This is a genomic window from Borrelia turcica IST7, assembly GCF_003606285.1.
In the GTDB taxonomy this organism is placed as follows: domain Bacteria; phylum Spirochaetota; class Spirochaetia; order Borreliales; family Borreliaceae; genus Borrelia; species Borrelia turcica.
Map to the genome: position 1 here is coordinate 16,318 of NZ_CP028885.1, position 12,362 is coordinate 28,679.

At 29.7% G+C, this 12,362-nt stretch carries 16 protein-coding genes; 14 read left to right on the plus strand and 2 right to left on the minus strand.

Annotation, left to right across the window (positions count from 1 at the left end; translation table 11 throughout):
• The first annotated feature begins 840 nt into the window (after window positions 1-840).
• The 12 genes from DB313_RS04645 to DB313_RS06440 all read left to right on the plus strand — a co-directional run bounded on the left by DB313_RS04645 (window position 841) and on the right by DB313_RS06440 (window position 8,779).
• Window positions 841-1,485 carry a hypothetical protein gene (locus DB313_RS04645; RefSeq protein WP_120104710.1) on the plus strand — a complete coding sequence of 215 codons (645 nt, stop codon included), beginning with the start codon at window positions 841-843 and terminating at the stop codon, window positions 1,483-1,485.
• A gap of 14 nt (window positions 1,486-1,499) precedes the next feature.
• Window positions 1,500-2,852 carry a PBSX family phage terminase large subunit gene (locus tag DB313_RS04650; protein ID WP_120104711.1) on the plus strand — a complete coding sequence of 451 codons (1,353 nt, stop codon included), beginning with the start codon at window positions 1,500-1,502 and terminating at the stop codon, window positions 2,850-2,852.
• 375 nt (window positions 2,853-3,227) lie between these two features.
• Window positions 3,228-3,680 (plus strand): hypothetical protein, encoded by a 453-nt coding sequence (locus DB313_RS04655; RefSeq protein WP_120104712.1) that lies wholly within the window; start codon window positions 3,228-3,230, stop codon window positions 3,678-3,680.
• 132 nt (window positions 3,681-3,812) lie between these two features.
• On the plus strand, window positions 3,813-4,118 hold the full coding sequence (locus DB313_RS04660; protein WP_120104713.1) for a hypothetical protein: 306 nt from the start codon (window positions 3,813-3,815) through the stop codon (window positions 4,116-4,118).
• Between the two features lie 730 nt (window positions 4,119-4,848).
• Complete coding sequence (locus DB313_RS04665; RefSeq protein WP_120104714.1) at window positions 4,849-5,544, plus strand: hypothetical protein; 696 nt, start codon at window positions 4,849-4,851, stop codon at window positions 5,542-5,544.
• 186 nt (window positions 5,545-5,730) lie between these two features.
• Window positions 5,731-6,186 carry a hypothetical protein gene (locus tag DB313_RS04670; protein ID WP_120104715.1) on the plus strand — a complete coding sequence of 152 codons (456 nt, stop codon included), beginning with the start codon at window positions 5,731-5,733 and terminating at the stop codon, window positions 6,184-6,186.
• Between the two features lie 143 nt (window positions 6,187-6,329).
• Window positions 6,330-6,764, plus strand: a complete 435-nt coding sequence (locus tag DB313_RS04675; RefSeq protein WP_120104716.1) for a hypothetical protein — start codon at window positions 6,330-6,332, stop codon at window positions 6,762-6,764.
• An 84-nt stretch (window positions 6,765-6,848) separates the two neighbouring features.
• The gene (locus DB313_RS04680; protein WP_120104717.1) at window positions 6,849-7,157 is read left to right on the plus strand and encodes a hypothetical protein; all 309 of its coding nucleotides are present in this window, start codon (window positions 6,849-6,851) and stop codon (window positions 7,155-7,157) included.
• A gap of 179 nt (window positions 7,158-7,336) precedes the next feature.
• Entirely contained in the window at window positions 7,337-7,657 is a 321-nt protein-coding gene (locus tag DB313_RS04685) for a hypothetical protein (protein WP_120104718.1), read from the plus strand.
• 196 nt (window positions 7,658-7,853) lie between these two features.
• Window positions 7,854-8,051 (plus strand): hypothetical protein, encoded by a 198-nt coding sequence (locus DB313_RS04690; protein ID WP_120104719.1) that lies wholly within the window; start codon window positions 7,854-7,856, stop codon window positions 8,049-8,051.
• A gap of 120 nt (window positions 8,052-8,171) precedes the next feature.
• On the plus strand, window positions 8,172-8,390 hold the full coding sequence (locus DB313_RS04695; protein ID WP_120104720.1) for a hypothetical protein: 219 nt from the start codon (window positions 8,172-8,174) through the stop codon (window positions 8,388-8,390).
• Window positions 8,391-8,608: 218 nt separating this feature from the next.
• Window positions 8,609-8,779 carry a hypothetical protein gene (locus tag DB313_RS06440; RefSeq protein WP_161555020.1) on the plus strand — a complete coding sequence of 57 codons (171 nt, stop codon included), beginning with the start codon at window positions 8,609-8,611 and terminating at the stop codon, window positions 8,777-8,779.
• Window positions 8,780-9,087: 308 nt separating this feature from the next.
• Here the strand turns inward: DB313_RS06440 and DB313_RS04700 are convergent, their stop codons facing one another.
• Entirely contained in the window at window positions 9,088-9,468 is a 381-nt protein-coding gene (locus DB313_RS04700; RefSeq protein WP_120104721.1) for a hypothetical protein, read from the minus strand.
• A gap of 297 nt (window positions 9,469-9,765) precedes the next feature.
• Window positions 9,766-10,638, minus strand: a complete 873-nt coding sequence (locus DB313_RS04705; RefSeq protein WP_120104722.1) for a BB0158 famile outer surface lipoprotein — start codon at window positions 10,636-10,638, stop codon at window positions 9,766-9,768.
• A 223-nt stretch (window positions 10,639-10,861) separates the two neighbouring features.
• Between DB313_RS04705 and DB313_RS04710 the strand changes: the two genes are divergently transcribed.
• Window positions 10,862-11,464 (plus strand): hypothetical protein, encoded by a 603-nt coding sequence (locus DB313_RS04710; RefSeq protein WP_120104723.1) that lies wholly within the window; start codon window positions 10,862-10,864, stop codon window positions 11,462-11,464.
• 132 nt (window positions 11,465-11,596) lie between these two features.
• Complete coding sequence (locus tag DB313_RS04715; protein WP_238614536.1) at window positions 11,597-12,166, plus strand: hypothetical protein; 570 nt, start codon at window positions 11,597-11,599, stop codon at window positions 12,164-12,166.
• Window positions 12,167-12,362 lie beyond the last annotated feature (196 nt).

Here is a 12,362-nt window from a genome sequence, read left to right on the forward strand (position 1 = left end):
AAGTAAAAGACAAAAAAGAATTAGTTTAATATTGTAAACAGTTTTAATTTGACATTATTCTAATAATATCTTAAAGTTATAATTACTAGCTCGCAGGGGCTTTTAAGATAAATTAACAACGCTAGTGTAGGTAGGATATTGTGTATATAAGAAGCTTATTATCTTTAGGTTTTATTTTATTATTAATTTGTTTATCTTTTAAGGTACTTATTTTTATTAAAAATAGGCTAACTAGAGTTACATCAAAGCTAAAGTGTTCTTATATGAGCAAAAGTGAGAGAAGAAGAGCTTTGGATGATTTTGACGCTTATTTAAAGCGTATGCAACAACGAAAATAAGTATTTTGCTAGTTCAATTTACAGGAGAGTATTTAGGACAGTGTGTATTTGTAAAGGTATTTGTAAATTGATGCAGTTATTTGTTTCTGATAATGAAATAGAGCATGTGGTTTTATTGAATATGTCTGTATTTTGATAAAAATGTTTTAAGCATATAGGATATGTTTTTTGTGAATTTTAAAAAGATAATTAAAGTTAAGTATAATTTTTATCATATTTTTCTCTTTGGGTAGATATTAGGTGTTTAGATTTTGTTTAAATTATCTGATATCTATATTTATTTTTGACAAAAACAAACTTTTAAATTTTTAATGCTTTAAGTTTTATTGAAATGCCATTTGTCATTTTATTGCACCAACATGGCTAAGATGAAACTGTAGAGATTGAATTTACTTATAAAGAAATTCATATAGGATTTTAGTGAGTCTTAGATATGTTAAATCATATTTTTATAAGTTTTAAATCTTGTATTTTTGCAAGAACTTGTTTACAATTTAAGTAAATGATATTTAAAAATAGATTAGAAAAATATAATATTTTGTTTAAATCAAACTTAACCGTACCTGATATTGCAAAAATTTTAGATGTTAGTGAGTCTACTGTCTTGAAGGCTAGGATGAAACTTGTGGGTGATGTTGTTGGTGTTAATAACAAGGCTGAGAAACAGTACGCTCATTCTTTAAATAAGATTGAATTAAATGGCAAATCCAATTTAGGAAATGAATCTGATTTGGGTAAGGATGACTTAGATAGTCTTACTAGAAATGCCATTTGTGAGGCATATAAACTTGAAGGCGAAAGGGACAGTTTTTATAAGTTTTTTTATAAAATTGCAAACTCATATATCAATTCTCATTTTAAATATAAAGAAATTAAATTGGGCGCTGCTTTTAAAAAGCTTGTTGGTCTTAATAATCAAATTTTAAATTTAGAAAGAGAAATAAAAGAAGTAGGCATAAGGGAAATAATTAGCGTAGATGATTCAAATTTATGTAGAAAACTTAAGCTAGATTTAAAATTTAAGATTTATAAAAGGAATCGACTTGCCAAAAAACTTATTTTAAATGATATGAAGGAAGATTATGATTGTCTGGTTAAGCTTAAGGAAATTTTTAAATCTAGGGATTTAAAGTTAGGCAAAACTTAAAGTTGAGGGAGTCTTTGAGATTAAATGATTCATCTGTTTTTGTTAAATTACAGAAAAAATTTAAGCAAAAATTTAATATTGATATTGCCAAATTTTTAAGAAATAAGGACGATGAGGTTGATTTTAAGCTTTTTGAGGAAAAATATTTAACTGCTAAGCAAAAGGCAGTCTTGGATGACATAGAACAAAATTTTTGTTCTAAATTAATCTTTAATGGCGGGATATCTAGTGGAAAGACATTCCTAGCATCATATTTACTTATTAAGTTTTTGATTCAAAACAAAAATCGTTATAAGAGAGATACTAATAATTTTATCGTAGGAAACTCAATAGGCTCACTGCTTACTAATACGCTTAAACAAATAGAGAAAATATGTGAGCTTTTAAATGTGGAGTATGTCCTTAAAACTGCTAGAACTGTTTCATGTAGTATTGCAGGGTTGACGATTAATGTTTATGGGGGAAAGAACAGCGATGCTTTTTCAAAGATTAGGGGTGGGAATTCTGGTTTGGTGTATGTTAATGAGGCAACTTTAATGCATAAAGAGACCTTACTAGAGGTAATGAAGCGACTCAGAACCGAACCGGCTATTATTATTTTTGACACAAATCCCGATCATCCAGCGCATTTTTTCAAGACGGATTATATCGATAAAGAGGATGTATATAGGACATATAATTTTAGTATTTATGATAATCCTTTAAATTCTAACAGTTTCATTGAAACTCAGGAAATGATTTACAAAAATCTATATGCTTACAAGGCACGCGTACTGCTTGGCGAGTGGACTACAAGTGCGGATGCTTGCTTTAATGAGGTTATTTTAAATGACGATTATGCATTTAAAAGTCCAATAATGTATGTTGATCCTGCATTTTCCATTGGCATGGATAACACTGCCATTTGTGTGCTTGAGAGAGTAGGAGATAAGTATTATACATATATTTATCAAGACAGAAAGCCAATAACGGACAGTTCTATTCTTAATGCAATTAGTGTATTGGCAGAGAATTTTAATATTAATATTCTTTATGTTGAAGACCGTGACAATACCCATGGGCATGGGTTTTTGACTAAAATTATGACCTCTATTCGCAACGACATGGATCATTATTTTAAAATATCAGCCGTAAAACCGACAAGCAATAAATTTGCACGAATATGTACCCTAATTCCGCTTTTTAATGCGCGCAGGATAGAATTTTTAAAAATTACAGACAAAAGCGTTATTAATGATATTTATTCATATAGCGGTGATTCTAAGGGTAAGGATGATTGTCTTGATGCTTTAAGTGCCTCTTATCTACTCTTAAGTCTTGAATATCAAGAAAAGCTTAAGCACTTCACTAAAATAAAATACATTTAGGCAACATATTCTTAAAATCATTAAGTTAATTTTGTTTTAAACTCAATAAAAGTTAAAGCCACAGCTTACCATTAGAACTGTGGCTTTTGTAATTCTTCGAGCCCATTTGTAATGAAGGAGTCATCGTAAATGTACTCTTATATAAAAAATAGTTCATTTTTTTTATTCTTCATGTATTTTTAAATAAAATTGAACATTTATTTTTGAGTGTTCATTTTAGGTTTGTATTAAATGAAGAAAGGATGTAAAATGGCCAGAGATATTGATAATAATAAAAAAATGTTTACTAGTGGCTTCATGAAGCAAGGAAATGCAAAATGTAATTTGCGTATCCAAAAGAGTGGAGACTAGTAGATAAAAAAAAGGAGGTATTAAATGATAGAATTTAGTGGAAGAAATTCTTCTTACGAATCAATAACAATACATACAGATAAAGTAAAGTCACCTATTAAGGTTAAAGATATTTATTTTAGCGCAGAACAGGAAAAGAAACCTGTACCATATGGAATTGGGAATCCTGCTGTTGCTGGGAAATTTAGTGGATACGCGAGAGGAAAACTTAAGACCTATTTTTCAATTGAATTACGTCTTGATGATTGGATGAAACTAGAGCAGGCTCATGTAGATAGCTTTGGAAGCGTTTCTCCTATTGAGTTGTGGGTAACTTGCAAGGAAAGAGGTCTTTCAGAAAAACAATATATGTTAGATGTTTATATTGATGGTTATACTGGAAGTAATATGAGTTATATTAATGTTAGGGGTAGACTTGGAAGAGAACCTAAATGTTTTGTGGGTGGGAATGAAGTTAAAGATTATCCCTTTGTTTAGCTAGCTCATTTGAGTATTTTTAACAATCATTAGCTCATTTTACATTCATTTTTTAAGTTTTCCTAAATGTTAAATTGAGTGCCTTATAAAGAATAGTGGTGTAAGTTTAAATGAAAACTTAAGGAGAGAAAGATGAGAAGGCGTAATTTTATTTTTATGCTTTTATTTTGCTTAAATCTTAATGTATTTGCCGAGAGCGAGCAAAAAAATGAGAAAGTGAAAATAGAAGTAATAACTATGGATTTAACTCAAAAGGATGAGGCAACTATGGGGGATATCTTAACTGTAGATGGGACTAAGCTAGGAAATATTATGCATAATGACTTATCAACAGTTATTAAGGATTTTATTTACAAGGTTGGAGCTGACAATGTAGTAAGCATAGACCATATTATTGGAGATGGTGTTTTGACAATATTAGTCTTTTATAAAGCGTAGTTAACTAGAAGAAATGAGAGTGGAAGTACAAAGTAGGATAAAATCATTAAGATTTATAAGTTAGTAAAAATTTGGCAAAAAAAAGCTTAGTAAGTAAATATTCAAAAGACCCCTAAGGGGTCTTGTTGAGTATTTACATGTTTTAAATATGAACACAATTTTAAATATGTTTGTTAGGGGTAAAATTTATATACTGTTTTCTTAAATTAATTGAAATGTCAAAGATATAGAATAAAACTTAAATGAGCTTAAAAACTTATTCATAGCAAACTTAAGAAATACAGTATATTTAATTTTTTTCATAACACTTCTCTTCCCATTAAATCGGTTATAAAACGAAATAACATTTTATAACATACCTAAATAAAACTATATCTCAATTTAATAAATATCAAAGTTAGTTTAAGTTTTTTTTAAAAATTAATTAATATTTTATTATTTGTGTTTTTAGTATTTAAAAAGCCATTAAGTAGGGGGAAAACATAATTTATGTGTAGGGGAATTAAAATACAAGAGTTATATTGCTGGCGTCATCATAGATAGTCTAGTACCACTACAAGTAGTAGTCAAGTTTAAGGTAGTTAAAGATAAGCACAAAAGGGGTTTATAACAAATTAATATTATTTTTAACAAAAACTATTTACAAAAATGAAAAGATATAATATAGTATTAAACTAATTTAGTATTAGTACAATTTAATACTAAAAAAGTGATAAGGAGATTAATAAATATGAGATTTAATACAAAAGGAATATTAGTTTTATTTACCATGACAATGGTTTTCGTTGGGTGTAATCACAGTGGTGATTTGTCAGAGAAGACTAGAGAGTTAAATAATTTAGGAGACCTGGAAAATACGCTAGTAGAATCAACAGATAAGGGGTCAAATGAGCTAGAGGTAGTTACTGTTGATACAGGAGAAGGGACTAGCAATCATACAGTAGAGACAGTTAAGCAAGAAAAGGTTGCAGTAAGTGATGCACCAGAGAGTTTGGTACAGCCGGCAGAGAAGACAGTTACTAATGAGAGTCCAGTAGTAGCTTCTATGAGTCACAGTAATAAAATTGTTTTCAATTCAGTTGAAAAGCGATTATCAGAAATAGATAATGGTATACAAGGATCTTTTTATTTAATGAATATTAATGGAGTTAATAAAGAAGCCTTCATTACAGCTGTAAATAATCTTTCAGATGCACTTAAGAGCAAGTCAGACAGACTTAAGAGTAAGGCATACCTTTTGGGACAGTCAGACAAGACAATGTTTGTAGAAATGGAGAAGAAAATAGATGAAATGTTGGGTAAGATTGGCAACAAAGTAACATCTACTGTTGCTAATGATGAGCTTAGTTTGAAAATAATTAATATGAACGATCTTCATATAATGCTTGTAAATAAGAACAATGAGCTTAATAAAATTCTGAACTAAAGATAAAAAAATCAGGATTAATTGACAAAAATGAGCTATTCTAGTTAAGGGCTAGAGTAGTTTTGTGTTTTGCACATAAATGGATAAAGAGTTATAAGAGACTTTGAGGTATATCTTGAAGTTTCGTTTTTTTTTGGAATATATTATAAGTTAATTTATCTTATTTAATAAAATAGAGGGATTTAAATGAGAAATGAACTTAAGAAGTTTTTAATCTTGATTATGATATCAATGTTTTTCATTGGATGTAATCAAGGAAATAATGATATTAAAATGAAGTCAAAGGGAGGAGCAGTATCTAGTGGTAGGCAAAAGCATAGTCAGAAAGGCGACAATAGTGGCGACGATGATTCGGGTTCAGATGAAATGTCTTCACTTGGTGGTGGCGTTGATGGCTCTATGTTAAGCGATGAACCAGGTAGAGTTAAAAGAGAAACTTTTAACTCTGATCAGTTTGAGAGATTAATTAAGGAAGATTTAACAGAATTAAATGATAAAACATATCAATATCTTTCTGATTTTTCTGCATCCTTTTATGCACAAGGGGAGAAGAAAAGTGAACTAGGAAAGAATAGGGATAAAAGTCGTGAGCCTTTAATTAAGGCTTTAGCTAAGCTTAAAAGAGACCTTAACATAGATTGAGTGTTTTGTGATATTTTTATGAAAAACTTAGGTGTAATAAATAGCTTGAATAGAAGACTTTATTATTTATTTGAAAGTTGATTAAAAGAGACTTTGAGTTAAAACTTGAAGTCTCTTTTTTTTGAGTCAGGAGAGGAGTTTAAATGAGAAATGAACTTAGTAAGTTGTTAATCTTGATTATGATATCAATGTTTTTTGTTGGATGTAATCAAGGTAATAATGATATTAAAATGAAGTCAAAGGGAGGAGCAGTATCTAGTGGCGGACAAAAGCATAGTCAGAAAGGCGACAATAGTGGCGACGATGATTTAGATTCAGATGAAATATCTTCATCAAGTGAAGGTGTAGACGGCTCTATGTTAAGCGATGAAGCAGGTAGAGTTAAAAGGGAGGCTTTGAGTTTTGGGCAGTTTAAGTTATTAATTGAAAAAGACTTGAAAGAGTTAGACAATAGGATTGAGAGGTATCTTATTGAGCTTTATATGGAAAGGATAAGAAGGAATGATAAAACTAATCAGGATTTAATGAAGATTTTAGAGCTTTTAGAAAAACTTAGAACTAATCTTAAGAATAAATGATGAGTATTTATTTGTAAGTTGATTAAAAGAGACTTTGAGTTAAGACTTGAAGTTTCATTTTTTTGTGTGAGGAGAGGAATTTAAATGAAAAATGAACTTAGTAAGTTGTTAATCTTGATTATGATATCAATGTTTTTCGTTGGATGTAATCAAGGTAATAATGATATTAAAATGAAGGCTAAAGGAGGTGCTGTGTCTAATGGAGGGCAAAAGCATAGTCAGAAAGGCGACAATAGTAGTGAAGAAGACAATGAAGACGATACAGAAGAAATGTCTTCTTCAAGTGAAGGAGTAGGTGGCACTGAGCAAAGTGATAACCCAGAGGGAGGTAAAAAAGAGGATAAGAATAAGCAGCCGGCGTCTTCGAGTCCTCCTCCTCAACCTATTCTTTGATTAATAAAGACTTAAGAGAGGTTAGATAATAAGGTAGAGATATATCTTAGAGAGAGTTTAGATGAGCTTAAAAACAATCTTAAGAATAGATGATTGTAGTGTTTATTTGTAAAAAGCGTATAAGAGGCTTTGAGTTAAGACTTGAAGTTTCATTTTTTTTATAGAGGAGAGGAGACTTAATGAGAAATGAAATTAAGAAGTTGTTAATCTTGATTATGATATCAGTGTTGATGATTGGATGTAATCAAGGAAATAATGATATTAAAATGAAGGCAAAGGGAGGAGCAGTATCTAGTGGAGGGCAAAAGCATAGTCAGAAAGGCGATAATAGTGAAGATGATAAAGAGGATGATACAGAAGAAATGTCTTCTTCAAGTGAAGGAGTAGGTGGCACTGAGCAAAGTGATAGTCCAGAGGGAGGTAAAAGAGAGGATAAGAAGAATCATCAGTCGGAGGCGAATCCTCCTGTACATCTGACTAATAAAGACTTAAGAGGTTAGATAATGAGATAGAGATGTATCTTAGTGAAATTTTAGATAAGCTTAAAAACAATCTTAAAAATAGATGATTGTAGTATTTATTTGTAAAAAGAGTATAAAAGACTTTGAGTTAAAACTTGAAGTCTCATTTTTTTGTATTGGAGTGTGAGAGAAGTTAATCTAGTATATTTAAATTATAAATTTTTAAAGGAGTAATATGAAAAATAAAAATTACTTTTTGTTTCTCGTATTGATGTCTTTAGCCTTCATTTCTTGCAATCAAGGAAATAGTCAACTTAGTTTTAAGTTTGATGAGACTAGAAAGGCAATAATAGATAAACAAGAGGAAATAAGATATGAAAAAAAAGAGCAGGAAATAGAGGTGGAGATAAGGAGACAGACAAGCAGTCTCTAATAAAAAAGGAAACTGAAGTTAGTTTAGATAATAATGCATCATCAAAATCTGTAGATAATAGCACGATACTAAATAAACAGCCTCAAGTGCTAACTGTAGATAACAATAGTAGAGAGGTATATGAATTTAGTAAATTTGATATCAATGCAATTAATAAAAACTTATGTGTATTCTCATACTGTAGTACCTAATTATCTTGACGATATTGCTGCAAAAAGAGATGAAGAAGCTAACAGAAAAGTTTTAGCTGATGTTTTGGATAAACTTAGAAAAGACCTTAAGGTAGATTATAAAATCACGGATAAGAGTGATAATTCTACTACTTTAAGGGAAGATTAGATGTAATAATGAAGTGTTTTTAGAAATTGTTACTATAATTGATTATGTATCAGAGACTTTAAGGATTCCCTTAAGGTCTTATTTTTGTGTTTGTGAGACATGTATGACCAATAACTTTTAATTAAGAATTAAAATTAATATTTTTAACAAAATTATTTGTAAAAATTAAAAAATGTAATATCTTTTAATATAGTAAAATTTTTTCAAGGAGTCATCTTATGACAATAAGAAAAAGAATGTTACTTGTATTTGCAATTTCAATGTTTGTTATTGGATGTAATCAAGGAAATAATAAAGTTGATGTTGGAAAAGCAGAGGCAAATGTAGCAGGAAATGAAAATGTAAAAACAGAGAAGAAAGCAGATACACCAGAAGCGAAAAGTAAGTAATCTTTGCAACAAGTCATTTGGTAAAAGATGATTAATTAGTTTATTCATATTTTAATGGATGAATACAAGTTTTAAAAAATCAAATCTTCACAAAGGGTATTCCTTGTGAAGGTTTTGTTTTTAAGGAAAGTAGAGCCTTAACCTAGATTAAGTTGCAAGGAACATAAAGCTACATTTGTTAATTCTTGATGCGTACCAAGAGCTAAAAAAAAGGGTACACTAGTGTGTACCCAAGACTTAAGATTTTATAAATAACATCTTCAAAGGTGTTTTTGTCCGTCTTAAGACAAAAAGCTAATATTAGCTTATTACTGTTGAGCTGCTTTAGCTGCTATAGCTGTTGTTTTTCCCTTAAGTGTATTAAGTATTGCTTCAAAGCTACCTTCACCAGTTTCTGCTAAGTTCATTTCTTTAAGAGCATCTTTAAACTTCTTCTCTTCTGTGTTATTTTTCTTTAAAGTAATAGCCTTCAAGAAACTGGTTTTCTTATCTCCTAAACCATCAATTACTGTCTTAATTGCAGTATTGTCGTACACTTTTGTCTTGTCTGCAAGAGAATAAGTAGTTGTAAGGTAATTCACAACCTCATCGATTGATGCTGCTGCTGTTTTGCTCACGTCAACACCATCATTCTTGCAAGCTACCAAAGCAAATAAAGCTAATAAAGCTGTTAAGATAATTTTTTTCATTAAACATTCTCCTTTTATTATATCCGTATAGATATAATAGTTTACATATTTTTTATTAATAATAACAGGTTTATTTCAAAAGTGCAAATATATTTCAAATTTTATACATAACAATTATTTTGATAAATTTAATAGTTATCCAAAGCATTAATGAAATTAATCTATATAATAGGGCCCAATGTACATTTTAAAACTCATATATATGAGATTAAAAGAAAATCAGAAGAGAGAAGTTAAATAATAAACCTCTCTCTTTTAATTATATCTAAATAGTTTATAAGGTGTGATGGTTATTTTTTATTTGACTGCCGGTTGTTCAAGCTTGAAATCATTTGCTGTATTCTCTATTCCCTGATTTTTTTCAAGTGTTTCTTTTATTAATCGAACCAGATAGCTAGAATCAAGTAAAATGCTGTATTCCTTAACGCTACTGTCGATATTGTCTGTTTTACTTTTATTGCCTGTGTTACCTGCATTAGTTATATTGTCTTTTTTATCTCTAACTCTTATTTTAGCTTTTACAGTTTTACTTTTGGTAAGTGCAGGTATTGCCTTGCCGTTCCCCTTTATTATCCCAAATGGATTTGTGTTAGCATACCCTTTCTCAGATGAAGCTTCTGTTTTCGGAATAGATATAGTAGTAAAAGACCAAGACCACAGCCCCACTGGATATTCTCTTATATTAAAATCTAGGCCAGAATCATTCTCTAGCGTGAAACTTTCAACTTCAAGGTTTTCATTGCCCTTAGTTGTCTCAAACAACACAAGTGGCATAGTGTATTTAGTAAATTCATTATCCAATTTAACAGGACTTATTGAGTATGAATATCTAACTTTTCCTTCAAGTTCTGGTATAACGTTTCCTTTATGGTCTCTAATAGCTATTGCTTTAGTTTTAATCCATGTTACATCGCTTGAAAAAACAAGAAAAGCTTTAACATTTTTAGTACCCTCTATTGTCTCGTATTTTTCTTCTTCTTCTTTGCTTGGGGAGTTTTGTGTCAATTTAGATTGTCCAGTATTCTTAGCTTTCCCCACAGACCTGTTTAGTTCAAGTAATTTTGCTTGTGCTTGGCTAGTATCTTGAGAAAATTCTGTGCTTTTTCCTAAATTACATGTAATAAAAAATACTGAAATGAAAATTAATGATAAATTTTTTGTGGTTTTCATATCTTCCTCCCTCTTACCTTTTAGTTTTTATTTTAGGCTTTTCTTAAGCCCATATTTGTTTAAAAGTAATTCAAGTTAAAAGTATTTCAATGAAATTAAATAATTTTGATTAGTTAATTCTTTTATTTTGTGCCTAAATAAATTAACAAAAAAGAAAATTTGACAAGTAAAAATAATCGTATAAAGAGTTTTCGTGTGCTATTTTGTGTACTATAATTAAAAAATGAGAATCATATTCTTAAGTTTAAGTTTAGCTATAATGCTTATTATTGCCTTAAGTTTTGCTTTGGTTATAGTTAATGTCTATGCGGAGAGGCCTTCTTCAACCCCTTCAGAAGAGATTGAAATTATTAATCAGAGTAATACAGATGCAGTTAAGTTTAAGATTGCTTTAATAAATCAGTTGGGCTCTGTTGCTATTGTTTACGATTACAAGGGCGCCGATAAAAGGTTTTATTTAGATTTTGAGATTATAACAGACAATGAACCTCTTAATCTTGTAGGCGTTTCCCTTAATGGCGTTGATATTGAGCAGGAAGTTTTACTTACGTCTAGCCAACTCAAATTTGAAGATGGACAATATATTTTGAGTTTTGACGACTCAATACCAAAGACAGGTTTTTTTGTTGACCTTGACTCTCGGGATGAATATTTAAAGCTAGCGGAGTTTGCAAGGGGCGATGGTATTAAATTTTGCGTCAAATGCATAGAGAGAAGAACAGGTGTTGTTCGCAATATTTCTTTTAAATTAAGTTTAGAGAAAGGCAAGAAATTCTTTGACCTTATTGAGGAATACGGCAAGAATGTTAAAGGATTTATGGGTTGATTTATAAGATTATTTGGTGGAGAGCAAATGAGCTTTATTAGGTATAGGTATATTAGGTATATTTTATTGATAATACTTATTGTGTTATTTATAACTTGCCTTGTAGTCTTCATAGGGCTACTTAACATTTTTATGAGTACCTCCAATGGTGAGAAGGAGGGGCGTTACTATTCCGTTAACCCAATAAATGATGTTATTATGAGCAAATCTTATTTTAAAGAATTTGAGTCTGGCAATATCAAGAGTATTTTTTTTAAGAAATTAGATGTTAATATTGGCTCTGAAAGCTTTAAGGGACTAGACGAGGAAGGCAAGCGAAATTTGCTAGATTCTTATCCATCTTACCATTTAGAGTTTGTTGTACTTGATAATGGGTTTTTAATGAATTTTAAAAATGTAATTTTTAATGAAATAGACGCTAAGATATACAAGCAACACCATATGGTTGAACCAGATTTTGGGTCTCCAATCGTGGCCTATTTTCAAATAGGTAATGATGATGCAGGTGCTAAGAATTTGGGGCAATATCCAGTACGGGTAGTTAATGTTTTCAAAATTACATTTAATGATGCTTTGTTTAACTCTTTAATGAAACAGAAGATATTAAAATTTACTTTAATTGCTCATGATAATAAAGAGTATAATTTAATAGTTGATAATTTTTTATCCAAGTATGATTTTCAAACACCAAGTAGGCAATAAATCTTATTAGCGTATGGCAATTATCTTTAAATTAAAAATGTTTTTATTAATCTGATTTTATATAAAATTATAGGTTTTAATTTGAATATCTTTATTTTGATATATGCTTATTTAAAGGTATGAGGAAACTATTAGGAAATTTTAATTTTCTAATAGTCCCTAAGTTTCCTTATATAGTTATCTTTTTTTTAAAAAT